Origin of the sequence: Prochlorococcus sp. MIT 1300, from assembly GCF_034092375.1 — a bacterium.
Taxonomy (GTDB): domain Bacteria; phylum Cyanobacteriota; class Cyanobacteriia; order PCC-6307; family Cyanobiaceae; genus MIT-1300.
Genome location: NZ_CP139302.1, coordinates 1,463,714 through 1,486,228, shown reverse-complemented (window position 1 = coordinate 1,486,228; position 22,515 = coordinate 1,463,714). Strand labels below are relative to the sequence as shown.

Annotated in this window: 36 protein-coding genes and 1 tRNA gene; 4 read left to right on the top strand and 33 right to left on the bottom strand. The window is 45.2% G+C overall.

From position 1 onward, the window contains the following. Positions 1-9: 9 nt before the first annotated feature. Complete coding sequence (locus SOI83_RS07725; protein ID WP_320676106.1) at positions 10-765, bottom strand: C40 family peptidase; 756 nt, start codon at positions 763-765, stop codon at positions 10-12. A gap of 18 nt (positions 766-783) precedes the next feature. On the opposite strand from SOI83_RS07725, the gene SOI83_RS07720 reads away from it, so the two are divergent. Beyond that, positions 784-1,683: a serine hydrolase gene (locus SOI83_RS07720; RefSeq protein ID WP_320676105.1), complete on the top strand. Its 900-nt coding sequence runs from the start codon at positions 784-786 to the stop codon at positions 1,681-1,683. A 263-nt stretch (positions 1,684-1,946) separates the two neighbouring features. Here SOI83_RS07720 and SOI83_RS07715 read toward each other — a convergent pair. Then, positions 1,947-2,035 (bottom strand) — tRNA-Ser (locus SOI83_RS07715). Between the two features lie 53 nt (positions 2,036-2,088). Beyond that, positions 2,089-3,285, bottom strand: coding sequence for an alanine racemase (alr, locus tag SOI83_RS07710; protein WP_320676104.1), 1,197 nt, complete (start codon positions 3,283-3,285; stop codon positions 2,089-2,091). A 72-nt stretch (positions 3,286-3,357) separates the two neighbouring features. Between alr and SOI83_RS07705 the strand changes: the two genes are divergently transcribed. After that, the gene (locus SOI83_RS07705; protein ID WP_320677716.1) at positions 3,358-3,861 is read left to right on the top strand and encodes an HNH endonuclease; all 504 of its coding nucleotides are present in this window, start codon (positions 3,358-3,360) and stop codon (positions 3,859-3,861) included. Positions 3,862-3,875: 14 nt separating this feature from the next. On the opposite strand, the gene prfA is transcribed toward SOI83_RS07705, so the two are convergent. From prfA to rplC, 30 genes are all read right to left on the bottom strand, one after another. After that, positions 3,876-4,967: a peptide chain release factor 1 gene (gene prfA / locus SOI83_RS07700; RefSeq protein ID WP_320677715.1), complete on the bottom strand. Its 1,092-nt coding sequence runs from the start codon at positions 4,965-4,967 to the stop codon at positions 3,876-3,878. A 52-nt stretch (positions 4,968-5,019) separates the two neighbouring features. Beyond that, entirely contained in the window at positions 5,020-5,304 is a 285-nt protein-coding gene (gene rpmE, locus SOI83_RS07695) for a 50S ribosomal protein L31 (protein ID WP_320676103.1), read from the bottom strand. Between the two features lie 29 nt (positions 5,305-5,333). Further along, on the bottom strand, positions 5,334-5,744 hold the full coding sequence (gene rpsI, locus SOI83_RS07690) for a 30S ribosomal protein S9 (protein WP_320676102.1): 411 nt from the start codon (positions 5,742-5,744) through the stop codon (positions 5,334-5,336). After that, the gene (gene rplM, locus SOI83_RS07685; RefSeq protein ID WP_320676101.1) at positions 5,741-6,193 is read right to left on the bottom strand and encodes a 50S ribosomal protein L13; all 453 of its coding nucleotides are present in this window, start codon (positions 6,191-6,193) and stop codon (positions 5,741-5,743) included. The genes rpsI and rplM overlap by 4 nt, the downstream gene beginning before the upstream one ends. A gap of 200 nt (positions 6,194-6,393) precedes the next feature. Next, a complete protein-coding gene (gene truA / locus SOI83_RS07680) occupies positions 6,394-7,284 on the bottom strand; it encodes a tRNA pseudouridine(38-40) synthase TruA (RefSeq protein WP_320676100.1) in 891 nt (296 codons plus the stop codon). 40 nt (positions 7,285-7,324) lie between these two features. Further along, on the bottom strand, positions 7,325-7,675 hold the full coding sequence (rplQ, locus tag SOI83_RS07675; protein ID WP_320676099.1) for a 50S ribosomal protein L17: 351 nt from the start codon (positions 7,673-7,675) through the stop codon (positions 7,325-7,327). 32 nt (positions 7,676-7,707) lie between these two features. Further along, positions 7,708-8,646: a DNA-directed RNA polymerase subunit alpha gene (locus SOI83_RS07670; protein WP_320676098.1), complete on the bottom strand. Its 939-nt coding sequence runs from the start codon at positions 8,644-8,646 to the stop codon at positions 7,708-7,710. A gap of 60 nt (positions 8,647-8,706) precedes the next feature. Continuing rightward, positions 8,707-9,099, bottom strand: coding sequence for a 30S ribosomal protein S11 (rpsK, locus tag SOI83_RS07665; RefSeq protein WP_320676097.1), 393 nt, complete (start codon positions 9,097-9,099; stop codon positions 8,707-8,709). 66 nt (positions 9,100-9,165) lie between these two features. Then, a complete protein-coding gene (rpsM, locus tag SOI83_RS07660; RefSeq protein WP_320676096.1) occupies positions 9,166-9,531 on the bottom strand; it encodes a 30S ribosomal protein S13 in 366 nt (121 codons plus the stop codon). A 121-nt stretch (positions 9,532-9,652) separates the two neighbouring features. Further along, on the bottom strand, positions 9,653-9,766 hold the full coding sequence (rpmJ, locus tag SOI83_RS07655; RefSeq protein ID WP_007100636.1) for a 50S ribosomal protein L36: 114 nt from the start codon (positions 9,764-9,766) through the stop codon (positions 9,653-9,655). 46 nt (positions 9,767-9,812) lie between these two features. Beyond that, entirely contained in the window at positions 9,813-10,361 is a 549-nt protein-coding gene (locus SOI83_RS07650; RefSeq protein WP_320676095.1) for an adenylate kinase, read from the bottom strand. A gap of 41 nt (positions 10,362-10,402) precedes the next feature. Further along, positions 10,403-11,722: a preprotein translocase subunit SecY gene (gene secY, locus SOI83_RS07645; protein WP_320676094.1), complete on the bottom strand. Its 1,320-nt coding sequence runs from the start codon at positions 11,720-11,722 to the stop codon at positions 10,403-10,405. Positions 11,723-11,811: 89 nt separating this feature from the next. Further along, entirely contained in the window at positions 11,812-12,273 is a 462-nt protein-coding gene (gene rplO / locus SOI83_RS07640; RefSeq protein ID WP_320676093.1) for a 50S ribosomal protein L15, read from the bottom strand. An 11-nt stretch (positions 12,274-12,284) separates the two neighbouring features. After that, positions 12,285-12,923, bottom strand: a complete 639-nt coding sequence (gene rpsE / locus SOI83_RS07635) for a 30S ribosomal protein S5 (RefSeq protein WP_320676092.1) — start codon at positions 12,921-12,923, stop codon at positions 12,285-12,287. Positions 12,924-12,937: 14 nt separating this feature from the next. Further along, positions 12,938-13,306 (bottom strand): 50S ribosomal protein L18, encoded by a 369-nt coding sequence (rplR, locus tag SOI83_RS07630; RefSeq protein ID WP_320676091.1) that lies wholly within the window; start codon positions 13,304-13,306, stop codon positions 12,938-12,940. A gap of 31 nt (positions 13,307-13,337) precedes the next feature. Next, a complete protein-coding gene (gene rplF / locus SOI83_RS07625) occupies positions 13,338-13,877 on the bottom strand; it encodes a 50S ribosomal protein L6 (protein ID WP_320676090.1) in 540 nt (179 codons plus the stop codon). A 15-nt stretch (positions 13,878-13,892) separates the two neighbouring features. Next, positions 13,893-14,294 (bottom strand): 30S ribosomal protein S8, encoded by a 402-nt coding sequence (rpsH, locus tag SOI83_RS07620; RefSeq protein ID WP_320676089.1) that lies wholly within the window; start codon positions 14,292-14,294, stop codon positions 13,893-13,895. Between the two features lie 20 nt (positions 14,295-14,314). Next, a complete protein-coding gene (gene rplE / locus SOI83_RS07615) occupies positions 14,315-14,854 on the bottom strand; it encodes a 50S ribosomal protein L5 (RefSeq protein WP_320676088.1) in 540 nt (179 codons plus the stop codon). Between the two features lie 92 nt (positions 14,855-14,946). Then, on the bottom strand, positions 14,947-15,303 hold the full coding sequence (gene rplX / locus SOI83_RS07610; protein ID WP_414153404.1) for a 50S ribosomal protein L24: 357 nt from the start codon (positions 15,301-15,303) through the stop codon (positions 14,947-14,949). Between the two features lies 1 nt (position 15,304). Further along, positions 15,305-15,670, bottom strand: coding sequence for a 50S ribosomal protein L14 (rplN, locus tag SOI83_RS07605; protein ID WP_320676087.1), 366 nt, complete (start codon positions 15,668-15,670; stop codon positions 15,305-15,307). Beyond that, the gene (gene rpsQ, locus SOI83_RS07600; RefSeq protein ID WP_320676086.1) at positions 15,667-15,936 is read right to left on the bottom strand and encodes a 30S ribosomal protein S17; all 270 of its coding nucleotides are present in this window, start codon (positions 15,934-15,936) and stop codon (positions 15,667-15,669) included. Before rpsQ ends, rplN begins: the two co-directional genes overlap by 4 nt. A 17-nt stretch (positions 15,937-15,953) precedes the next feature. Continuing rightward, positions 15,954-16,166, bottom strand: coding sequence for a 50S ribosomal protein L29 (rpmC, locus tag SOI83_RS07595; protein ID WP_320676085.1), 213 nt, complete (start codon positions 16,164-16,166; stop codon positions 15,954-15,956). 3 nt (positions 16,167-16,169) lie between these two features. Next, positions 16,170-16,655: a 50S ribosomal protein L16 gene (gene rplP, locus SOI83_RS07590; protein ID WP_320676084.1), complete on the bottom strand. Its 486-nt coding sequence runs from the start codon at positions 16,653-16,655 to the stop codon at positions 16,170-16,172. Positions 16,656-16,671: 16 nt separating this feature from the next. Continuing rightward, on the bottom strand, positions 16,672-17,400 hold the full coding sequence (gene rpsC / locus SOI83_RS07585; protein ID WP_320676083.1) for a 30S ribosomal protein S3: 729 nt from the start codon (positions 17,398-17,400) through the stop codon (positions 16,672-16,674). Positions 17,401-17,421: 21 nt separating this feature from the next. Beyond that, positions 17,422-17,784 (bottom strand): 50S ribosomal protein L22, encoded by a 363-nt coding sequence (rplV, locus tag SOI83_RS07580; RefSeq protein WP_320676082.1) that lies wholly within the window; start codon positions 17,782-17,784, stop codon positions 17,422-17,424. Positions 17,785-17,788: 4 nt separating this feature from the next. After that, entirely contained in the window at positions 17,789-18,064 is a 276-nt protein-coding gene (gene rpsS, locus SOI83_RS07575) for a 30S ribosomal protein S19 (RefSeq protein ID WP_320676081.1), read from the bottom strand. A 35-nt stretch (positions 18,065-18,099) separates the two neighbouring features. Then, positions 18,100-18,963 (bottom strand): 50S ribosomal protein L2, encoded by an 864-nt coding sequence (gene rplB, locus SOI83_RS07570; RefSeq protein WP_320676080.1) that lies wholly within the window; start codon positions 18,961-18,963, stop codon positions 18,100-18,102. 16 nt (positions 18,964-18,979) lie between these two features. Next, positions 18,980-19,282: a 50S ribosomal protein L23 gene (locus tag SOI83_RS07565; RefSeq protein ID WP_320676079.1), complete on the bottom strand. Its 303-nt coding sequence runs from the start codon at positions 19,280-19,282 to the stop codon at positions 18,980-18,982. After that, positions 19,275-19,910 carry a 50S ribosomal protein L4 gene (gene rplD / locus SOI83_RS07560; RefSeq protein WP_320677713.1) on the bottom strand — a complete coding sequence of 212 codons (636 nt, stop codon included), beginning with the start codon at positions 19,908-19,910 and terminating at the stop codon, positions 19,275-19,277. Before rplD ends, SOI83_RS07565 begins: the two co-directional genes overlap by 8 nt. Then, positions 19,910-20,569: a 50S ribosomal protein L3 gene (rplC, locus tag SOI83_RS07555; RefSeq protein ID WP_320676078.1), complete on the bottom strand. Its 660-nt coding sequence runs from the start codon at positions 20,567-20,569 to the stop codon at positions 19,910-19,912. Before rplC ends, rplD begins: the two co-directional genes overlap by 1 nt. Positions 20,570-20,967: 398 nt before the next feature. Between rplC and SOI83_RS07550 the strand changes: the two genes are divergently transcribed. Next, positions 20,968-21,429, top strand: a complete 462-nt coding sequence (locus tag SOI83_RS07550) for an NAD(P)H-quinone oxidoreductase subunit N (protein WP_320676077.1) — start codon at positions 20,968-20,970, stop codon at positions 21,427-21,429. Positions 21,430-21,500: 71 nt separating this feature from the next. Continuing rightward, entirely contained in the window at positions 21,501-22,472 is a 972-nt protein-coding gene (locus tag SOI83_RS07545) for an LdpA C-terminal domain-containing domain (protein WP_414153448.1), read from the top strand. Positions 22,473-22,515: the final 43 nt, after the last annotated feature.

Sequence of the window (22,515 nt, the reverse complement as noted above, 5' to 3'; positions counted from 1 at the left end):
ACAAATTGTTCAAGACAGTGTTGTCCCATCATGGCAACGCTCGACTCTTCCGACACCTCTAAGCCTGGCTCGATAATGATTTGCGATTGGATTATTGTCTTTGGGATGCAACCCATCACATCCGATTCCGTTGCGACCATATTCCCTTCCGGAACTATGCAAGTAGTACCCATCACCACGATAAAGGGCAACATGATCACAATGATCTTTTGATCCAAAAAAAAGAAGGTCGCAAGGTCGCAAAAGGCTGAAGTCATTAGCAGCAACAGGAATCTGAGTACAGAAACCTTCCTGTTGATAGGCATCTCTAGGCAACCAAATAGATTGGCTGGCAAAGGCAGTTTGCACAAGACCTGAACAGTCGAAATCAGGGCCAATGCTGCCCCCCCACAAATATTGATTCGGTGCTTTAGCGGCCGATTCGACCCAATGCAATACAGCAGGTAAACGCCGATAAATTTCGGCTTTACTAAAAAGAACTGGATTCCAAATATCTATTTGAAAAGCTGATCCAAATAATGCAGCAAGATCTAGCCAACATAAATATCCATCTTCCATCAAATTCACCCTAACCCTAGTTACTGCAGGAGTTTTTCCTTCCTCCAAGTCAGGGGCTTCAATCACACGAAAAGTTCTACCCGGTAAAACTTGAGTAGCCAACTCATGGGTCGTTGAATTTTCATAGCCGTTCACACCTACCTTAAGTTGCCAGTAGGAATTGCAAACTATCAAATGCCTTTCGATAGGGCTGCCTAGTCTCTTCATAAGTTTTTTCCATGCGGTATGGCGTTTTACCGTTCCGATCCAGCAATGAAAAGCCACCTAGAAAAGGTGTTGCATCGTTTTACTGCAGAAGGGCGACCAGGTTTAACAGATAGCATTGCAATCACTTGGATACGTTATGAGACTCAAATTCCAGTACCTGGGAGCGGTTTAGGCACAGGTTTTTCAGATCTACGTCCTCTTTATCCAGCAAGTGTAGTCAAATTATTTTATGCCGTAGCAATTGAAGCTTGGCTTAAAAAAGACCTCATCCTGGACAACGAAGAACTCCGAAGAGCAATGCAAGAAATGATTGCTCAATCGAGCAATGATGCAACCAGCCTAATCGTGGATCTTTTGACTGGAACAACTAGTGGTCCATCAATCAAATCACTAAAGCCAGAAAGATGGGAAAGTTGGGTAAAACAACGCAACCTAATTAATAACTGGTTAAATTCTCTAAATTGGCCTGAACTGGAAGCAGTGAATTGCTGCCAAAAGACCTGGAATGATGGCCCATTTGGTAGAGAAAAAGATTTTTATGGTGCAGGCAATAAAAATCGAAATCTCCTAACGACAGCTGGCACTGCTCGAATGCTTGAGGGAATAATGACCAACAATATGATTTCTGCTCAAGCTTCAAAGAGACTCAAAACAATTCTTTCAAGATCAATTGATTTATCTCAAAGAAAATCTGACCCAGAGAACCAAGTAGATGGTTTTCTGGGGGAGGGCTTGCCTATAGGAAGTCGTCTATGGAGCAAAGCAGGCTGGATGAGTCAAGCTCGCCACGATGCTGCATGGTGGTCCCCCCCACATGGCAAACCCATGATGCTCGTAGTCTTTTGCCAAGGGCGCGAAAGGGCAAAGGACTCCTTTCTATTGCCAGCGCTAGCTCATGAACTAAACAAGCTGCATTAAAGGAATCCTTTAAAAGAGCAGGACAATCACCTTGCAATAAGGGTTATTGCAGCAAACAAAACAGCTGAAACCAGAAACCCGACCGCAAAGATCCCCACGACTATTCCTGTGTTCAAGTAAACAGATATGGTCGCTAGTTCCTTCCCGGTTTTTTCAGTCACTTGCTTTTTGCGAAAGCAATATCCTATTCCTCCGCACAATCTTTCGACGTTTTAAGGGTTCGAATTAAAAGGGTCGAAAGACTCTTTAAAGATTTCTTGGAACGGAGAGGGAGGGATTCGAACCCTCGACAGAAGTTGCCTCCTGTAACTCCTTAGCAGGGAGCCGCTTTCAACCACTCAGCCACCTCTCCAGCTTCGTTACTTTATCAAGAGTCTTTTATCGCAGCAGCCAATGATCAAGACCTCAAATCACAAGCCTAGGTAAACGATCTTTAAAACCACAAAGAATCTCCCATGGAATTGAACCACTCATTTGGCTCCAATCCTGCGGCGTGACCCGATTTTTTCCATCCTGACCTAAAAGAGTAACTACCTCACCCACCTCTAAATTGAGATTGTCTGTTATATCAATGACCAATTGATCCATGGTAATTGAACCAACTTGAGGGACCTTCTCACCATTTACTAAAACATCAATGCGATTAGAAAGCGCTCTCAAAACTCCATCGGCATATCCAATACCAACAACCGCCAGACGACTTTGACGCTGAGTTATAAATTTATGGCCATAACTAATACCTACTCCAGCAGGAACATCACGAATCAAAGTAACTCTTGCCTTAAGTGATAAGGCAGGTCTTAAAGTTAACGCCTCGCCTACTTGATTTAAAGGGTTATACCCATAGATAGAAAGCCCTACTCTCACCATGTCGTAATGAAGATTCCTGTCGCGAAGAGTGCCTGCAGAATTGGCAAGATGTCTAGATATTCCAGCAGAACCCTTTGGTAATAGTTTCAATACATCATCAAACCTCTGCCGCTGTAACTCAGTAAATCTCGCCGCCTCCCCGAATAAATCGCCATCGGCAAGTGCTAAGTGACTATAAATTCCCTTGAGCTGTATTTCACTACATTTATAGACTTTATCTAGCAAGTCAGGAACATCTTTTAAATCACAACCCAATCTCGCCATACCTGTATCAACTTTCAAATGAACAAGAAACTTACGTCCAGATTCTTGGGCTAGTTGTTGGCAAATTTCCACCTGGCTTTGACTGCTAAGAGTGGGCATAAGTTCCCAATAAAGACAAGCACGCAAATCCTCAACATCTGTGATGTTCCCTAAAACTAATGTCGGAGCTTGGACACCAGCATTGCGCAATTCAATACCCTCCTGGAGAGTGGCTACCCCCAAGCAAGTAGCGCCTCCCTTGGACGCTGCCCTTGCGACTGTTGCAGCTCCATGGCCATATCCATCAGCCTTAACAACCGCCATAAGTTCACAGTCTTTTGCCAAATGACGTTTGAGGTTGATTACATTTGCTTCTACAGCCTGCGGGGAAACTTCAACCCAAGCACGCTGACGAGGGTCGGATTCAACAAGATCCAAAGGCTTCTTACCCAAAAAATCATTTTGAACAGTAGCCAGGGCGTCTCTCATTAAGAATGAATTTGCAACGGAATGCGCTGTCCGTTTAATGCAGTTAGCATGCCGCGTAATCAAAGGGCTGGCATGGTCCAGGTTCTCGTTTTAAATGCGTCCTACGAACCGCTGAATATCACCACTTGGAAAAGAGCCATGGTGATGATGCTTAAAGGTAAAGCAGAAAGTCTGGAGCAAGATTCAAGTCGAGTGATTCGTAAAGACATCATGCTTCCCACGGTGATACGACTACGTCAATTCGTAAGGGTGCCTTTTAGAGAACTACCACTTACTCGTAAAAATATCCTTCAACGTGATAACTCCTCCTGCCAATACTGTGGATATAACGGAGATAAGCTTTCGATAGATCATGTCATTCCCAGAAGCAGAGGCGGGAGCGATTCCTGGGAAAACGTTACGACTGCATGTCTCCCTTGCAACATAAAGAAAGGAAGCCGAACTCCAGCCGAAGCACATATGAAGTTACGAAAACCTCCGCATAAACCATTAAATAGCCTTAGCTTTCAAACAAACAAAATAATTGCCTCAGGCCATCATAAAGAGTGGAGTAAATACGTTATTGGCTGGCGCTAAAGAGAACTTTTAGCCTAGTCTTCTCTACTTAAATCTTCAATTTTTCTTCGCTGTTCTTCAGCTAAGCATGCACCAATAACCTCTTCTAATTGTCCTTGAAGAACAGGCTCTAATGAAAAGTTACTACCTAAACGATGATCAGTAGTACGATTATCTTTGTAGTTATACGTCCGAATCTTTTCACTTCGATCCCCTGTGCCAACCTGGGCCCTTCGTGCAGAACTTTCTTTTGCATTTGCTTCAGCAAGTTGAAGCTCAAATAATTTCGCCCTAAGGATCTCCATAGCACGCTCTCTATTTTGCAGTTGAGATCTTTCTTGAGTACAAAAAACTCTTATACCGGTTGGTTTATGAATTAAATCAACGGCTGTTTCTACTTTATTAACATTCTGTCCACCAGCGCCTCCAGATCTAGCGGAATGCATTTCTATATCAGATGCGTCTATTTGAACTTCTACTGGATCTGCTTCAGGCATAACAGCCACAGTGGCGGTAGAAGTATGCACTCTGCCTTGCGATTCAGTCGCTGGAACTCGTTGAACTCTGTGAACACCGGCTTCAAACTTAAGTTGACTAAAAACTGAATCCCCTTTCACAGAAAGAATTAATTCTCGAAAACCACCCATCTCAGCATCTGTACCAGTAACTGGTTGAACAGACCAGCCAACACGCTGCCCATACCTTTCATACATTCTCGCAAGATCTCCAGCCCACAAACATGCCTCATCACCTCCTGCGCCAGCTCTAATCTCTAGCATTACACTTCGTTGATCTCTAGGGTCTTGGGGTAACAAAGCCAAAGTCAACTTTTCTACCAGACTTTTCTTAAGTTCCTCAAGTTGCTGCAATTCCTCCTGAATTAAAGATTCCATATCTTGATCCCCTTTCATCTCGCGCAACAAATCCTTGGCCTGATCCCATTCCTCCTCAGCTTTACGAAGTGCTTGAAAATTCAAAACTAAGGGCTCTAACCGGGCTCGTTCCCGAGCAATATTTTCTAAGCGCTTCGGGTCTGAAGCAACATCAGGATCAGCAAGCTGTCTCTCCAAACTGCGAAAAGTAGAGGTTGCTGTATCTAATCTTGTCTTGAAAGCAGAAGAATCCATACTCATCTCTTAAAGAGGCCAAGCACAGTCATCGCCTAATAAATGAGACTATTTAAGCTTTCTCAACCTTGGATTCATCAGATTTCTGATTGGAAGAACTAGCTTGCTTCACATCTGCACCAGCATCAGTAGAACCCATGCCGTACTTCCGCATAAATCGATCAACCCTTCCTTCAGTATCCAAAATCTTCTGGGTTCCCGTAAAAAAGGGATGATTACCACTCCAGACATCAACATGAATTTCTGGCTGAGTAGACCCAGTGGTCATAACGACTTCGCCATTGCAAATAACCTTTGCATCTGGATACCAAGTTGGATGGATATCGGGTTTAGGCATAAGAAGGAAAAGCAAAAAAACTAATTGATTTAGCGTTTAGAGAATTGAGGAGCTTTACGCGCCTTCTTCAATCCATATTTACGTCTCTCTTTAGCACGGGGATCTCTACTTAAATGACCCTCAGTCTTTAAAGGCTTGCGATTATCTAACGAAAGCTCACATAAAGCACGTGCAGCGCCTTGCTTAATGGCATCAGACTGACCAGTCAGTCCACCACCATGGACATTTACCAGAATGTCATAATCATTATTTAGTCCCAGAGTCAGCAAAGGTGCCTTTACTGCAGCTATATATGCAGGGTTAAAATTCAAATAATGGTCTCCTGGGCGACCATTAATAGTGACGTTTCCTTTCCCAGGAATTAAACGAACACGAGCTACTGAAGTCTTGCGGCGACCAGTACCCCAGTAAACGACACTGTTATTAGAAGAACTAGTCATTGAGAAGAATTCGAAGAATCTAAAGTAATAATCTGTGGTTGCTGAGCCGAGTGAGGGTGTTCAGGTCCCTTATAGACCTTCAATTTCCGAAAGAGCTGCCTCCCAAGAGCGTTGTGAGGCAACATCCCTTTAATAGCTTTTTCAAGAATTCTCTCAGGAATTCTTTGCTGTAAAGACTCAAAGGTTTCTACTTTCATCCCCCCAGGCCGTCCTGAATGTCGCCGATAGAGCTTTTGCTGAGGCTTGTTCCCAGTTACACGAATCTTCTCGGCATTCACAATAACTACAAAATCTCCTGTATCTAAGTGAGGAGTGAAATTCGGTTTGTTTTTACCGCGGAGGACAGCAGCAACTTCGGAAGCAAGTCTTCCAAGGGTCTGATTCTCAGCATCTACCAGATACCACTGGCGATTAATGGAATCATTAGAAGGGATTGAGGTCTTGTTCATCACGCCGGCAGGCCGGTTCGAATTTGCACAAAATCGCAAGCGACAGTGCTGGTTAATAGAGCCTTAGGACCCATTTACTAGGATCAATAAAGCTCAATTCAACAGCTTACACTCTCGTCTTCACAATCCCAAGCTCCAGATGACCAACACAGGATCAAAGTAGCAATCAATTTCTCGGGATAGACCAATATGAACAATGCTTAGCCGGGCCCCGATTTGATCTCCAAAGGGTCTGCTGGAGGATCACTTATTGAGAGTACATACTTTGGAAAAGACTCGAACCAACCAACTTCTGAAAACAATTGCTCCTCATACCCCACTCGAAGCAAGCAAAGACCCTTGGCAGGAGCAGACTCTTTAACTTCCTGCCGCCGCTGCTGCTTCCACCTTCTTTCAAAACTATCTAAAGCCAGTCGATGCTCACCTAACATCACCAACTGGCCAACAAGCAATCTCACCATTCCATATAAAAAACCAGTGGCTTGAATTTCAATTACAACTAAATCACCTTCTCTTTCAATATCTACAGCCTGAATAGTGGTAAATCCATCTGCCCGCTTACTACCAGATCGCTGGAAAGCAGAGAAATCGTGGTAGCCAATCAACCCATCTAATGCCTTTCTCATCAATGCATCATCAAGTCTGATTTGATATCTATGCCATGTCCAATGATCAAGAAATAAATTAGGTCTACAGCCGTTATAAATCGTGTACCTATATCTCCTGTAATTAGCTGAATGACATGCATGCCATCTTCTTGGCATTGAAATTGCTTCTCGAACCCTAATGGTTTTAGGCAAGCGACCATTCAAGGCAGATACCCAACGATCACTAGGTATCCGACCAGAGCAATCAAAATGAACTACCTGACCTGCTGCATGTACGCCTGCATCTGTTCTTCCTGCAGCAATAGCTTTAATTGGCCTATATGGATCAAGGCTCTGAATGGCCTCCTGTAAAACACCTTGAACACTGGGCCTATGGGGCTGAAACTGCCATCCACTAAAACCAGATCCGTCATACTGCAAACAAATCGCAACACGCCTGAAACTTTTCCCCTCAGGCGCATTGGACAATGATTCAGTAATCATTAGCTGATCCTTGCCAGCTCATGAAAATCAGAGAAAGACTTTAGACAAGTTCAATTATTGCCATCTGCGCGTTATCACCACGCCGAGGAACAGTTCTAATGATCCTGGTATATCCACCATTTCTATCCCCATAACGATCTTGTGCCTTATCAAATAATGCATGGACTAGTTGCTTGTCATATATATATCCGATTGCTCTTCGCCTTGCAGCCAAGCTTCCTTCCTTAGCCAGAGTAATCATCCTTTCAGCTTCATCTCGTAGGGCTTTAGCTCTAGCCTTTGTAGTAGTAACACGCCCTTCGCGGATTAACTGAGTGGTTAATCCTCGCAACATTGCTTTTCGTTGATCAGCAGGACGACCTAACTGAGGGACTCGACATTGATGACGCATGGTTCTGCTTCTTGGGGAACTATTTAGAGAAATCAGGCAGAGGTTCGACTCTGAGGAATTGAGATGCCAATCCTCTCTAGAGCCTCAATGACCTCGTCAGCGGATTTAGAACCGAAGTTCTTAATCTCTAAAAGGTCCTCATAGCTAAAGCCCATTAAATCTGATACAGAATTGACTTGGGCACGTTTCAAACAGTTGTAAGCTCTCACAGAAAGATTCAACTCCTCAAGTGGAATTTGTGCCTCAGCTGAAGGTTCAGGCTCCACTGGAATTTCCTCAACCATTGTAACTGTCGCTAAAGGCTGAAAAAGCTCAATCAGTTGGTTAGCTGCCTCTGCAATGGCGTCATCGGGAGTGGTAGAACCATCAGTTACCACTTCCATACGCAACCTTTCTCTTGTTGAGCCGCCTTCAGCGACCGCAGTTTCATCAATAGTGAAATTCACGCGCCGCACTGGCATGAAAACGGCATCGATTTGCAATAAATCAATTGCACTCACATCTTCTTGATGTCGATCAACAGGCCGATACCCAACACCACGCTCTACATGAACCTCAAGTTCAAGACTGTGTCCTTCATGCACAGTCGCTATAGGCCTATCTCCATCAACAACTTGAACTTGTGAAGAAAATTGCAAATCCTTTGCCTTAACCTCAACAGGACCAGATGCAACTAATCGCCCTATTTCTAGTTCTGGAGTTCGACTATTAACAGAAAGTTGTTTGCAGTTTAAAAGAATATCTAATACATCCTCCCTCACACCTGGCACTGTCGCATATTCATGGTTCACGCCTGCGATGCGAACAGCAGTAACGGCACTACCTTCAAGGCCACCCATAAGAACTCTTCTTAAGGAATTCCCAAGAGTCGTTGCCTGGCCTCGTTCTAAAGGGCCAATAAGGAACACGCCGGTTTGAGCGCGATCGTCAGCAACTTGATGTTCGATCCTGTCGATCTGGTATTGCAGCACGGTCTAAAGCGGGAGAAGGGGAATTGGGGCTGGAGAATGAAGCTTGCCTATCGGGGAAAATCAAACGCGACGACGTTTAGGCCGACGGCAGCCGTTATGAGGCAAAGGAGTGACGTCTCTAATAAGGGTGATCTCTAAACCAGCCACTTGTAAAGCACGGATGGCTGTTTCACGACCTGACCCTGGACCTCTTACGAGAACCTCAATTTGACGCATTCCCTGATCCAAGGCCCGTCTAGCAGCAGCTTCAGCCGCTGTTTGTGCAGCAAAAGGGGTGCCTTTTCGAGCACCTTTAAAGCCACTCGCTCCGGCAGATGACCAGGAGATCACTTCTCCAGAGGTATCTGTAATTGAGACAATAGTGTTATTGAAGGTGCTCTGAATATGTACAACGCCATTAGGGACGTTGCGCTTAGCCTTTTTGGAACCTGATTTCTTTGCTGGTGTGGCCATATGGTTGGGCCTTTTAAATATGAAGGAGGAATAATTGGACTAAATAAGTCCTACTAGTTGTGAGGCTTACTTCTTCTTGCCAGCCACAGTTTTGCGAGCACCTCTTCTGGTGCGAGCATTTGTTCGGGTGCGCTGACCCCTGACAGGCAGACTCATGCGGTGACGTCGGCCGCGCAAACAACCGATATCTTGCAGACGCTTAAGAGCCATGCCCTCTTGACGCCTTAAATCCCCTTCAATAGTGAAGGTCTCTGTGGCAGTCCGCAGTTTTTGGACATCACCATCCTCTAGATCTTTGACTCTTACATCTGGGTTAACTCCAGATTGAGAGAGAATGGTTTTGGCACGTGTCAGTCCAATACCATAGATATAGGTGAGGGCAACCTCAACCCGCTTCTCACGGGGTATGTCAACGCCTGCAATCCTTGCCACTTAACAATAAAAATGAAGGGGAACGGGAATCACCGAAGGCGGTGAGTAAATATCTGGCTAAAAGGAATAGAGAAGAAAGTTCGTCCCTAATCATTTGATTTTAAGCCAGATAGATCAGGGTTTAACCCTGACGCTGTTTGTGCTTAGGGTTGGTGCAAATCACCATTACCCGTCCATGTCTTCTAATGACACGGCACTTTTCACACATTTTTTTGACTGAGGCACGCACCTTCATAGGTTGTTTCTCGTCAATTTTTTAAAGATCAATACTACTACACCGATCAACTCAAAACATCCTCTATATGGGTTTGAATCTCTTCGATAGCTCCGCTTGCAGGCACTCTAAGAAGCAACCCCTGGTTTAAATAGTAATCAACAAGAGGTTCAGTCTGTTCGGCATAAACCTCAAGGCGATGCCGAATCACATCTTCATTGTCATCAGTACGCCCCCTTGAAAGCAATCGTTGAACCAAAGCCACTTCATCCAGCTCTAGCAAAACAACACCTTGAATTTGCTGATCAAGCTCTTCAAGAAGGATTTGAAGAGCTTTCGCTTGATTCACATTTCTTGGAAAACCATCTAGGACCCATCCCCCAGATTGACTTTTCATTCTTGATTTAACTATTGCCAAAACCAATGAGTCACTAACCAACTCACCCTTATTCATTAATTCAGCAGCCTCCGTGCCCAGGGCACTCTTAGCATCAACTTCAGCACGCAAAAGATCACCTGTGGATAAGTGATTCAAGCCATGAGCGTTACAAAGTCGTTCTGCCTGAGTTCCTTTTCCAGCACCTGGAGGTCCTAAAAAGAGAAGTCGGTCTTTCATGAAACGAGAAAAGAGTTTTAGTCAGCTTTACAAATGAAGGCCTATTGACGTACTAGGCCTTCATAGCGCTGAGAAATCACATAAGTTTGAACTTGCTTTGCGGTATCTATCGCCACACCAACAAGGATAAGCAAAGAGGTCGCGCCTAAACCCTGAAAAGTCTGAACATTGGTTGCTCGCTCCACAGCTGCAGGAATTATTGCAACCGATCCAAGGAACAGACCCCCAAGCAAAGTAAGACGATTTTGCACACCAGAAAGGTAGTTTGCAGTAGCACTACCAGGCCTCACACCTGGGATTGCCACACCTCCACGTTTCAGATTAGAAGCTATATCTATAGGGTTAATAGTTAAAGAAGCATAAAAATATGCAAAGCCAAGAATTAAAGCAAAAAAAGCTATCGCATATGGCCAAGGATTTGCAGCACTTGGGTTCAAGTAACCGGCAGCCCTAATTAAGAACTGATTTTTAGTAAAATTGGCAATTGTTATAGGCAGGAATATAAGGGCAGAAGCAAAGATAATCGGCATTACTCCACCTGCATTTAATTTTAAAGGAAGATAACTTTGGCGATTAGGAAGAAGATTGCTGCCACCTATCTGCCTTTTGGCGCTGACAATTGGAATTCTTCGAGAGCCTTCTTGAACGAAGATAATTCCCACAATTGTAAATAGAAAAACTAGTAAAAGAACAATTATTCCAACGACATCACTCCTATCTCCAGTCTGTGCTTTTTCAATTGTTGAACTTAATGCCTTAGGCAAAGTAGCGACAATATTCAAGAAGATAACCAACGAAGCACCTTGACCTATTCCTTTCTCCGTAATTATCTCGCTAAGCCACATAACCACCATTGACCCTGTGACCAACGCCAAGGCAGTTTGAATAATAAATGCGGCTTCACTAAGCCCTTCTACTGAATATTGACGAAGAATTGAAGCAAAAACTAAACTTTGAACTAAGCCCCATCCCAACGCTACATATCTAGTGATTTGTGCAATTTTTCTTCTTCCTGCTTCTCCCTCATTTTTTTGAAGATCTTCTAACTGCGGTACCGCCGCCGTTAACAACTGCAGGATAATAGAAGCATTAATAAACGGGAGAATCCCTAACGCAAAAACTCCTAGAGTAGAGATGCCTCCACCCGTAAAAATATCTAAAAAGCCAATTAACTGGCCACCTTGTTCTAAGAACCCTTGAAACGCCTCTCTATCTATTCCTGGCATTGGGATATAGATCCCTAGCCTGATAAGCAACAACAACCCCAAAGTGGTCAAGACTCGGCCACGAAGCTCTTGATTTATGACCAACTGGGTGATTACTTCAGAGGCGCTGGGATTACGGCCTCGACTGACGAGCATGAAAACTACAAAATAATTTTTAGAGAATATTCTCTAGCAACTAGAGAATAATAGATTGCTAGTCATTTCTTGTACAAGAGTCAGTAACTTCAACTCCCAAGATCAAGGACTTCACATGTTCCACCAGCCTCTTCTATCTTGCTGCGAGCTGTAGAGGTGAATGCAGCTGCCTGAACATTCAACTTCACTTTCAAAGAACCATTACCCAACACTTTCAAAGGACTTTTAGGGTTGGTAACGATGCCTGACTTGACTAAGGAATCAAGGTTAATTGTGCTTCCAGCCTTCAAGTCATTCAAAGCTGATACATTGACAACAGTAAAAGACTTTGAATTCACTAAAGGAAAGTGCTTTAACTTTGGGACTCGCCTATAGAGAGGCATTTGTCCACCTTCAAAACCAGGCCTTGTAGGCCTACCTGAACGTGACTTTTGTCCACGCATTCCAAAACCACAACTAGCACCTTGGCCAGCAGCAATACCTCTTCCTTTGCGTAATTTTTGACGCCTAGCGCCTTTATTTGGTTTTAGAGAGTCAAGTTGAAGTGTCATTTGAAATCCAATCAGGAGAAAATCTGTTCAAGAGAGATTCCACGTTCTTTAGCGGTCTCCTTATGAGTACGTAGGCCTGCTAGAGCCACCATTGCAGCCCGAGCATTATTTAAGGGGGTTTTGCTACCCAACCTCTTAGCCAAAACGTTCTTAATACCTGCTAATTCAAGCACTGTACGTATCGAACCCCCTGCGATTACACCTGTTCCTGGTGCAGCAGGACGAATAAGTACACTTGCTGCGCCATCTCTGCCATTTGAGAGTGTAGGAATAGAACTATGGCGGGTCAAAGGCACCTTGACGAGATGCTTCTTACCGTCTGCGACTCCCTTGCGAACTGCTCCAATAACATCCCCAGCCTTACCAACACCCACACCTACCTGACCCTTTTCATTCCCGACAACAACTATTGCCCTAAAACTCATCTTCTTACCACCTTTAACAGTTTTAGAGACACGTCTTATCTGAACGACTCTTTCTTGCCATTCAGAATCACGCTCATGGCCACGTCGATCCCCCCGTCGTCCACCACGGCGCTCACGATTGCCACCACCACGGCGTTGTTCCTGCTGTTGCCCATCTGCAGCAGCAGGAACATCAGCTGCCGCTGGAATGTCTTTTGATTTGTTTTTAGAATTTGATTCGGTCATAGTCAGAGAAGGAGTCAGAATTTAAGGCCCGCTTCCCGGGCTGCATCGGCTAGGGCTTTAACCCGACCGTGATAAAGGTTGCCACCTCGGTCGAAGACAACCTGTTGAATACCTTTTTCAAGAGCACGTTTAGCAACCAACTCGCCGACAGCGATCGATGCATCACAACTGCTCCCATCAGCTTTGAGCGTAGTGCGCAATGCCTTGTCCAAGGTTGAAGCAGCACATAAAGTGCTTTGAGCTTCATCATCAATAACCTGGGCATAAATATGATTGTTTGAACGAAAAACTGCCAAACGAGGGCGGCTTGGAGTCCCATTCAAATGACGACGAAGACGCTTGTGGCGCTTCTGTGTCTGCTGTTTTCGAGAAAGAGTTGACATGATGATAATTAAAAAAGTTGAGAGAAAACTCTTATTTCTTGCCAGATTTACCGGCCTTCCTTCTTATGCGTTCTCCTTGGTATTTAATCCCCTTCCCCTTGTAAGGTTCAGGTGGACGAATTGCACGAATTTTCGCAGCTTCGTTCCCTACCAACTCCTTATCAGCCCCAGAAACAGTCACATTAGTGTTGTTCTCGACAGCAAAAGTTATGCCTGAGGGAGGAACAACTTCTACAGGATGACTAAAGCCAGCACTCACAACCAAGGTCTTACCCTTCACCTGAGCACGAGAACCAACTCCAACGATTTCCAATCTGCGGGAATAACCCTTACTAACCCCCTCGACCATATTTGCGATCAAAGTCCTGCATAGTCCATGACGTTCCCTGGACTTACGTTTCTCACTGGTTGGTGCCACCACTATGGTGTTTTCAACCTGACTAATACTCACACCATCCGGCAGAGTTCGGCTCAACTCACCTTTAGGCCCTTTTACCGTCACAGAAAGGCCATCAAGTGTAACGGCAACTTTCTCTGGCAACTGAATTGGTGTTTTCCCTATACGAGACATAGTTTTAACTCCTAATCAATACACGTAGCAGAGGACTTCTCCGCCAACGCCTTGTTTACGGGCGTCACGGTCACTCATCACACCCTTAGAGGTGGAAATGATGGCAACTCCCAAACCGCCAAGAACTTTTGGAAGTCCACGAGTGTTTTTATAAATGCGCAATCCTGGCTTGCTAACTCTCTGCATTGAGCGAATTGTTGGATGCCGATGTTTTCCGCTGTACTTCAATTGAAGCACTAGCTGTGATCGGACTCCCTCTCCTTCCTCACTAATGTCAGCAATGAAACCTTCTTGCTGAAGAACTTTCGCAATGCTGCGAGACATGCGTGAAGCTGGAACCTTAGTGGTTTCATGACGCTTCTCACTAGCATTGCGAATGCGAGTCAGCATGTCTGAAATTGGATCGTGATTAGCCATAGTCGTTTGCGAAGAAAAGCTCAGTTATTGCGAAAAGGCATTCCCATCTCACGAAGCAGGGCACGGCCCTCTTCATCCGAACGGGCTGAAGTCACAATGGTGATGTCCATTCCCCTGATTGCATCAATTTTGTCGAAAGAAATCTCAGGGAAAATAATTTGCTCCCTCACACCCAGGGTGTAATTACCACGCCCATCAAAACTCTTAGGGCTTACGCCTCGGAAGTCACGAATCCTTGGGAGCGCTAAATTAATCAATCTCTCTAAAAAGGCATACATCCTTTCCCCTCTAAGAGTTACGGCACAGCCAATTGGCATTCCTTGCCGAATTTTAAATCCAGCGATTGCTTTCTTGGCTCTAGTCACCAATACTTTCTGACCAGTAATTGTTGCTAATTCATTTATGGATGCTTCCAGAGACTTAGCATTTTGGGCAGCTTCTCCAAGTCCACGATTTACCGTGACTTTTACCACCCTTGGAACTTGATGGATATTTGAGAGATTTAAATCTTTCAGCAACTTTGGCTGAATTTTCTCTCTATAGCGTTTTTTAAGTGACATAGATTGGAGTTTGAGTACTTCTGGACGTGGTCAGAAGATTGTGTTGGGAAAGCAAGAACTTGAATTAGAGAGGTTTTAAAGAGAACCGGTGATTAATCAATTAATTCACCAGTTTTCTTTAATCGACGCTTCTTCGTTCCATCTTTATCTACAAAAAGTTCAACCCGACTTGCAACCTTTTTAGAAGTTGAATACAGCATTACATTCGATGCATGGAGAGATGCCTCTTCAGTAACTATTCGACCAGTTTCCCCCTCTTGAGTTGGCTTAACGTGCTTGGTACGAAGATTGATACCTTGCACTATCACACGATTTTGAAGAGGAATTGTTCGTATAACTTCTCCTGTTTTCCCTTTATCTTTTCCAGTAATCACCTGCACAGTGTCACCCTTCCGAATACGCATCTTGACGTGCTTAGAAGGTGTCGGTTTTTGAGTCGAATTTGTCATTTCAGATCACCTCCGGAGCAAGAGAAACTATTTTAGTGAAATTACGCTCTCGTAATTCACGCGCGACAGGTCCAAAAACCCTTGTACCACGAGGGTTTTTATCGTCATTAATAAGTACTGCCGCATTATCATCAAAACGAATCGAATTGCCTGTATCCCGCCGCATAGTTGCCTTAGTACGAACAACAACTGCTTTGACAACCTCAGACTTTTTGACGCCCATATTTGGCATCGCATCCTTTACTGCGGCAACTATTACGTCCCCGACATGGGCATAACGTCTATTCGACCCCAAAACTCGGATACATTGAATTCGTTTGGCTCCACTGTTATCAGCAACAGTTAAGAATGTTTCTTGTTGAATCATTTTGAGGCCTCCTCCTCAGCTTTAAAGCTGTGGCTAAGAACTTCTGCTACAGACCATCGTTTTGACCTGCTTACTGGTCGAGTCTCCGTAATACGAACTCGATCCCCTACACGACAAGTGTTCTCCTCATCGTGAGCCTTATATCGAGTAGTTCTGCTAACCGTTTTCTGATAGATGGGATGTGGGAAACGGTTAACGACTGCCACGACAACCGTTTTATCCATTTTGTCGCTGACGACAGTACCGAGCCTTTCCTTAAGTGCCATGAGATCTAATAAGGGAATCAGGAGGGAGAGCTGGAGCGACTCCGCTCCTTCTGCACCGTCAAAAGTTGGGCAAGTTTGATGCGTGCCTCTTTGAAACGATGGGTGTTAGTGAGCTGCCTAGTAGCTTGCTGAAAGCGCAGATCAAACAATTCACGGCGAAGACCGTCAATCTGTTCTGTGATGTCGGCATCAGTGAGCTTCCTCACCTCAGCTGTGTCGGATCGAGCCATGAGTTAAGACTCCGCGGGGGTAAGGGTTGAGCTTTCAGAAGACTGAGAGTCAACTGAAGAATTGTTTTCTTCTTCCTCCAAGGACAAAAACTTTGTTTTGACCGGAAGCTTGTACTGAGCGAGACGCATAGCCTCTTTAGCTATGGCTTCAGTAATTTCCTCACTGCCCCCCATCTCAAAAAGTATTCGACCAGGCTTGACAACAGCAACCCAAAACTCTGGATTACCTTTACCAGAACCCATACGAGTCTCAGCAGGCCTCATAGTGACAGGCTTATCTGGAAAGATTCTGATCCAAATCTTCCCTCCCCGTTTTACATAACGGGTCATTGCTCGTCGACTCGCCTCAATTTGGCGAGATGTGATCCAACCACACTCTTGAGCTTGCAGGGCAAACTTACCAAAGGCAATTGTGTTGCCCCTAGTAGCAACACCGCGCATACGGCCCCTTTGTTGCTTACGGAATTTGACGCGTTTCGGACTTAACATAATTTAGGCCTCTGGATCATCCCTCGTTAGAACGGTCTTCAAACTGTTGGGGTCTCCTGTTACCCCTCCGCCGTGGGTTTGCACCCACAGGCACTGGTTGGTCTTCTTTAGCTAGTACTTCACCTTTAAAGACCCATACTTTGATTCCTAAAACCCCGTAGGTAGTAGTGGCGACCTTTGTCGCATAATCAATCTCAGCACGAAGAGTGTGCAACGGTACTCGACCTTCACGAGTCCACTCTGTGCGAGCTATTTCAGCGCCATTAAGCCTTCCACCAACTTGAATCTTTAGGCCCAAGACTCCTGCACGCTGAGCACGTTGAACGGCCATTCGTATTGTTCTTCTAAAAGCGACCCTCTTTTCAAGCTGCTGAGCAATGTATTCAGCAAGCAAAAAAGCATCTGCGTCTACTCTTTCAACCTCAACCACATTGATCCTGACCTGTCGGCTCCGATCACCAATAGTTTTTTGGATGCCTGTACGGAGTTCTTCTATACCGCTTCCCTGGCGCCCCACCAAAACGCCTGGCCTGGCAGTCTTGAGTTCAACTTCAAGTTGATCTGCTTTACGAGCAATCAATACATCACTAATACCAGCAGCACCATACTTCTTATGGATGAACGTTCGGATTCTGTCATCCTCTTGAAGAAGAATCGGATAAGTCTTACTGGGGGCATACCAACGGGATCGGTGCTCCTGGGTGATCCCCAGTCGTAAGCCAGTTGGATGGATTTTGTGTCCCATCTGTTCGAAATCTTAGGGGGGTCAGGAATCGGTTGTGGTCACAGCAATGCTGATGTGACAGGTCTGCTTCTTAATCGCAAATGCGCGACCTTGAGCACGAGGTCTATAGCGCTTCATGGGTGGGCCCATATCAGCACTAGCTCGAGAAATCACAAGAGAAGCTGGATCTAATCCAAGGTTGTGTTCCGCGTTCGCGACAGCTGAACGAAGAACCTTGGTAATAGGCCCAGTTGAGCGATATGGCATGAACTCAAGCATGATTAATGCCTCGCGATATGTCCGCCCACGTATTTGATCAAGTACGCGTCGAACCTTTGATACTGAGCCACGAATAAAGCGGCCATGTGCTTGGGCAATCTGTGCCGTTGAAGTTGACATTGTCATTGACTCAGCGACCTCCTTTCTTGTCTTTAATGTGGCCTTTAAAAGTTCTGGTTGGAGCAAACTCCCCCAATTTGTGGCCAACCATCTGCTCTGTAACGAAGACAGGCACATGGGCTCTGCCGTTGTGAACAGCAATGGTGTGGCCAATCATCATCGGAAGGATGGTGGAAGCCCTAGACCAAGTTTTAATGACTGACTTGTCATCATCAGCATTCTGCTTCTCAATCTTCCTAAGAAGACTGTCAGAGATAAATGGTCCTTTTTTAAGTGATCGTCCCATGGCGAATTATGTGAGAGTAAAAAATAAAGGTGACATCAAGAATCTCTTCCGCCACGACTACGTTTAGAGGTTCGACGACGTTTTCGAAGGACAAGCTTGTTACTAGGCTTATTCTTCTTGCGAGTCTTAAGTCCTAATGCAGGCTTGCCCCAAGGAGTAACAGGACCGGCACGCCCAATAGGGGCTCGACCCTCACCACCTCCATGAGGGTGATCACAAGGGTTCATCACACTGCCACGAACCTGAGGGCGCCGTCCAAGCCACCGACGCCTTCCAGCCTTGCCAAGACTGGTATTTCTGACTTCAGAGTTCCCTACCTCACCAAGAGTCGCATAACACTCACGGCGAACCAGGCGAACCTCAGTGGAGGGCAACTTAAGAGCTACATAATCTCCCTCTTTAGCCATAACCTGAGCGCTTGCTCCTGCTGTGCGAGCCATTTGCCCTCCACGACCCGCATACAACTCAACGTTATGAACACTTGAACCTAATGGTATTGAGGACAAGGGAAGTGCATTCCCAACCTCTATTGGAGAGTCAGGTCCGGAAACAACCTCTTGACCAATAGCAATCCCTGCAGGAGCAAGGATATAGCGCTTCTCCCCATCGGAATAAAAAAGAAGAGCTAAGCGTGCATTCCTATGAGGGTCGTAATGGATTGCCGCAACCTTGGCCGTAACTCCATGCTTATTACGGCGAAAATCAATGACCCTATATAGACGCTTATGGCCTCCGCCTCTATGGCGACAGGTAATAACCCCGCGATTATTACGCCCCTTTCGGCGATGCTTTGCTACCACAAGGGAGCGTTCAGGCTTGCGAGCAGTAACCTCGCTGAAGTCAGTAACTACCCTGGTACGAGTTCCTGGGGTGTAAGGACGATAAGAACGAATTGCCATTTCTTTTAGCTAAACCTCATGACTCAGGGAAGAGTTGAATCGAATTGCCCTCAGCAAGACGAACCACAGCTTTCTTAACCTGGGCTCGTTTACCAGCGAAACGCCCTATGCGTCTAGTGCGCCTTGGAGGATTCATAGTGCTGATACCAACAACGCGAACATCAAACATTTGTTCGACTGCTGCCTTGATATCAGGCTTGGCTGCTCGATGGTCTACCTCAAAGGTGTACTGATTCATTTCTAAGGCAGTGGTTGCCTTCTCTGTGATAAGGGGACGCCTAATCACATCTGCAAGCCTGCCAGTAAACCGCTCAGTCATCACCATAAACCTCCTGTATCTGTGACAAGGCCTTTTCACCTACAACCAGTGAGTTGGCATGAAGTAGATCAAAGACATTCAACTGATCTGCAGCAATCAATTTGACCTTCTCGAGATTGCGCACAGAGCGACTAATGATCTCAGAGGGATCAGAAAGAATAATCAGGACTTTGGAATCGGAACTGATACCCAACCGCTGCAGTGCGGCAGTGATCTCTTTTGTTTTAGGAGCTTTGAGATCGACCCCAAAACCCTTAACAACTACAAGATCAGAAACACGAGCCATAAGCGCGGTTCTTAACGCCAAGCGACGTTCTTTGCGATTCATCGCCAATGAATAACTACGAGGCTTGGGCCCAAAAATAATTCCTCCCCCAGGTCGAAGAGGGGTTCTAATAGAGCCCTGCCGAGCTCTACCAGTCCCTTTTTGCTTATAGGGCTTTCGTCCACCTCCACGAACCTCTGATCTCGTAAGGGTGCTTGCAGTCCCTTGACGCATATGAGCCTGCTGCCGCAGAACAGCTCTATGCATTAGATCAACAGCTGTGGTCTCTTTGGCGACCTTTAAATCTAGGCTTGCCTCACCGGCATCCTTACCTTTCCAGTCTTTTAAAACACAATTAACCATCACTTACCTCCCCCTTGAGGAATGTGAACACCAACACGCTTAGCGGGTTTGATATTAAGTAGTGAACCTGGCTTGCCAGGGACAGAACCCTTAACAACCAACAAATTCCTTTCACTATCAACTTTCAGAATCTTTAACCCACGTGTAGTTATTTGTTTCCCGCCATAACGACCTGCCATCCTCTTGCCTGGGTAAATTCTTCCAGGGGTGGTACCTGCACCAGTTGATCCAGGTTCGCGGTGGTTTTTTGAACCATGACTCATAGGACCACGACTAAAGCCATGACGCTTTTGATAACCAGCGAAACCACGTCCCATCGTGTCTCCGCTTACATCGACTTTCTGACCTGCCTCAAAATCACCAACCGTAATTGCGCTACCCAGTTCAAAACCTTCGAGAGCTTCGACACGATATTCCTTTAAATATCGCAATAAGGCATCGCCAGACTTTGATAGATGTCCTTTGGCGGGTTTATTAATTAGCTTCTCGCGAATATTGCAGAAGCCAATCTGCACTGCGGAATAACCATCAGTGTCGATGCTCTTTAGTTGGGTAATTCGACAAGGTCCTGCCTCGATCAAAGTGACCGGAACAGCTCTGCCATTTTCATCGAAGAACTGGGACATACCCAATTTCTTCCCGAGGATGCCTATAGACATTGGAGAAATTAACGCCAGCGTGGAAACCCCTTAAAAAGGGCTAAAAGGTTTTTGCTGATCTTTGCAGAGCTGTCATGACCGAAAACTTAATTAGCACTGCTAAAAGCAGACTTTGTTTAGAGATCTCGGATTTAGCTAGCGAGTGAATCAGCTGGCTGAGACTTTTCCAACATTCGAAAATGTTGGTCAGTTTCCCGACGAATTTAAAGAACAGGGCCCTTAATTTCGTTGTGACCATTGGATCCGGTGCTATCACCGAATCTGCTTGAATTCCTGGAGGCCCGGCTAGCGGACGGGCACAGAAAGGCAAGCAAACTAAAACCCTACACCACCGCTGATCGTTTTCTGATGATTTACCAAAAACCTGCCAGACTTAGTTTCGAATTAAATTACTAACCATGCCGCTGTTGCTCTCTGGTAGAGGGTTTCGCGATGACCTAGAAGCCTTTGGCTGTGTTGCTATTCACGTACCACTTGAGGGTGGTGCCGAAACAAGATTGCTCCGTCGATTAAGGAAGATGGGATATCGCACACAAATTCTTACGGCAAGAGGTTTAGGCGACCCAGAAGAATTCCTCCTAAAGCTTCATGGCATTCGACCACCACACCTAGGGCATCAAAATGTTGCTAGAAACGCTGCCGTTGGAGAGGTTCAACAAGTCATACCTCAACTAAACCAATTCATGGATGCAAGCAGTCCATTAATACTTTGGCTCCTCGAAGGTCAAGTTCTATCGCGCTCAGAACTACTCGCTTTAAAGGATTTATGTAGTCGTGAAAAACGTTTGAAGATAGTGGTTGAAATGGGGGGCTCTAGAAACCTTCGCTGGGAACCAATGCAAGCTTTGCTAAAAAAATAAGTTCCAAATTGGGCGTTAACAATCAACACAAAGTACTTTCTGGAAATAATGCCCTAGCCCATGGGGCATGGGTGAAATTAATTTGCGGAGCAAGCAATCAAGATCTTTTATCTATAAGTGATTTATGTGCTGTATATGCTGTTGCTGGAGTCCATTGCGTAGATGTAGCCGCAGATATAGCAGTTGTCCGAGCAGCTAGAAAAGGATTGGATTGGGCAAAAAATAATTATGGCAATCGACCTTGGTTAATGATCAGCATTAGCGATGGGAAAGATGTACATTTTCGCAAAGCCTCATTTAATCCAAAGCTTTGTCCAAAGGAATGTCCTCGTCCATGTGAAAAGATTTGTCCCGCGGAAGCAATCGAAGAAAATCAAGGGGTCAACGCAAATAAATGCTATGGATGTGGTCGCTGTTTAACAGCATGTCCACTGGGACTAATCCGTGAAAAAGAAACAAATCTAGTAATTGGTGATTACAAACATCTCATTTCTAACATCAAGCCAGATGCGGTTGAAATCCACACATCTTCTGGAAGAAGTAAAAACTTTGAAGCAATAATTGCAGAATTAATATCAGCTGAAGTGCCTTTCAGGCGGTTAGCAGTTAGTTGTGGGTTAGAAGGTCACAACCTCACAGTAAATTCTCTAGCCAGAGAACTTTGGCAAAGGCACTCTTCCATAACCAGATTTGGACTAAATCCACTTTGGCAATTAGATGGTCGTCCAATGAGTGGTGATTTAGGCAAAGGAACATCCAGAGTTTCCATTGCGCTTTGGGAAAAAATGAAACATCTATTGCCCCCAGGCCCAATACAAATAGCAGGGGGAACAAACTCTCACACAATTGAGCACATAAACAACAATGTTGGCCCTTCGGGCATCGCTTTTGGCGGCATGGCACGTGCACTCATACAACCGTATTTGTCACAAGCCCAGGAAAAAAAAATGAACTTGAGAGATTGGCCAGAAGGGTTAGAACTAGCAGTTAAAACAGCCAAAGACTTAATTAATCCATGGGCAACCCGACGAGTCTCTCTCTAAATTTGCTAAAACTAACTCAAGATCTACACCACTTATCTATGTT

Coding starts and splice junctions, on each gene's coding strand:
- SOI83_RS07725 (WP_320676106.1), bottom strand. CDS start 765: ATGAAGAGACTAGGCAGCCCTATCGAAAGGCATTTGATAGTTTGCAAT.
- SOI83_RS07720 (WP_320676105.1), top strand. CDS start 784: ATGGCGTTTTACCGTTCCGATCCAGCAATGAAAAGCCACCTAGAAAAG.
- alr (WP_320676104.1), bottom strand. CDS start 3,285: ATGAGAGACGCCCTGGCTACTGTTCAAAATGATTTTTTGGGTAAGAAG.
- SOI83_RS07705 (WP_320677716.1), top strand. CDS start 3,358: ATGGTCCAGGTTCTCGTTTTAAATGCGTCCTACGAACCGCTGAATATC.
- prfA (WP_320677715.1), bottom strand. CDS start 4,967: ATGGATTCTTCTGCTTTCAAGACAAGATTAGATACAGCAACCTCTACT.
- rpmE (WP_320676103.1), bottom strand. CDS start 5,304: ATGCCTAAACCCGATATCCATCCAACTTGGTATCCAGATGCAAAGGTT.
- rpsI (WP_320676102.1), bottom strand. CDS start 5,744: ATGACTAGTTCTTCTAATAACAGTGTCGTTTACTGGGGTACTGGTCGC.
- rplM (WP_320676101.1), bottom strand. CDS start 6,193: ATGAACAAGACCTCAATCCCTTCTAATGATTCCATTAATCGCCAGTGG.
- truA (WP_320676100.1), bottom strand. CDS start 7,284: ATGATTACTGAATCATTGTCCAATGCGCCTGAGGGGAAAAGTTTCAGG.
- rplQ (WP_320676099.1), bottom strand. CDS start 7,675: ATGCGTCATCAATGTCGAGTCCCTCAGTTAGGTCGTCCTGCTGATCAA.
- rpsK (WP_320676097.1), bottom strand. CDS start 9,099: ATGGCCACACCAGCAAAGAAATCAGGTTCCAAAAAGGCTAAGCGCAAC.
- rpmJ (WP_007100636.1), bottom strand. CDS start 9,766: ATGAAGGTGCGTGCCTCAGTCAAAAAAATGTGTGAAAAGTGCCGTGTC.
- SOI83_RS07650 (WP_320676095.1), bottom strand. CDS start 10,361: ATGAAAGACCGACTTCTCTTTTTAGGACCTCCAGGTGCTGGAAAAGGA.
- secY (WP_320676094.1), bottom strand. CDS start 11,722: ATGCTCGTCAGTCGAGGCCGTAATCCCAGCGCCTCTGAAGTAATCACC.
- rplO (WP_320676093.1), bottom strand. CDS start 12,273: ATGACACTTCAACTTGACTCTCTAAAACCAAATAAAGGCGCTAGGCGT.
- rpsE (WP_320676092.1), bottom strand. CDS start 12,923: ATGACCGAATCAAATTCTAAAAACAAATCAAAAGACATTCCAGCGGCA.
- rplR (WP_320676091.1), bottom strand. CDS start 13,306: ATGTCAACTCTTTCTCGAAAACAGCAGACACAGAAGCGCCACAAGCGT.
- rplF (WP_320676090.1), bottom strand. CDS start 13,877: ATGTCTCGTATAGGGAAAACACCAATTCAGTTGCCAGAGAAAGTTGCC.
- rpsH (WP_320676089.1), bottom strand. CDS start 14,294: ATGGCTAATCACGATCCAATTTCAGACATGCTGACTCGCATTCGCAAT.
- rplE (WP_320676088.1), bottom strand. CDS start 14,854: ATGTCACTTAAAAAACGCTATAGAGAGAAAATTCAGCCAAAGTTGCTG.
- rplX (WP_414153404.1), bottom strand. CDS start 15,303: ATGACAAATTCGACTCAAAAACCGACACCTTCTAAGCACGTCAAGATG.
- rplN (WP_320676087.1), bottom strand. CDS start 15,670: ATGATTCAACAAGAAACATTCTTAACTGTTGCTGATAACAGTGGAGCC.
- rpsQ (WP_320676086.1), bottom strand. CDS start 15,936: ATGGCACTTAAGGAAAGGCTCGGTACTGTCGTCAGCGACAAAATGGAT.
- rpmC (WP_320676085.1), bottom strand. CDS start 16,166: ATGGCTCGATCCGACACAGCTGAGGTGAGGAAGCTCACTGATGCCGAC.
- rplP (WP_320676084.1), bottom strand. CDS start 16,655: ATGTTAAGTCCGAAACGCGTCAAATTCCGTAAGCAACAAAGGGGCCGT.
- rpsC (WP_320676083.1), bottom strand. CDS start 17,400: ATGGGACACAAAATCCATCCAACTGGCTTACGACTGGGGATCACCCAG.
- rplV (WP_320676082.1), bottom strand. CDS start 17,784: ATGACAATGTCAACTTCAACGGCACAGATTGCCCAAGCACATGGCCGC.
- rpsS (WP_320676081.1), bottom strand. CDS start 18,064: ATGGGACGATCACTTAAAAAAGGACCATTTATCTCTGACAGTCTTCTT.
- rplB (WP_320676080.1), bottom strand. CDS start 18,963: ATGGCAATTCGTTCTTATCGTCCTTACACCCCAGGAACTCGTACCAGG.
- SOI83_RS07565 (WP_320676079.1), bottom strand. CDS start 19,282: ATGACTGAGCGGTTTACTGGCAGGCTTGCAGATGTGATTAGGCGTCCC.
- rplD (WP_320677713.1), bottom strand. CDS start 19,910: ATGGTTAATTGTGTTTTAAAAGACTGGAAAGGTAAGGATGCCGGTGAG.
- rplC (WP_320676078.1), bottom strand. CDS start 20,569: ATGTCTATAGGCATCCTCGGGAAGAAATTGGGTATGTCCCAGTTCTTC.
- SOI83_RS07550 (WP_320676077.1), top strand. CDS start 20,968: ATGCCGCTGTTGCTCTCTGGTAGAGGGTTTCGCGATGACCTAGAAGCC.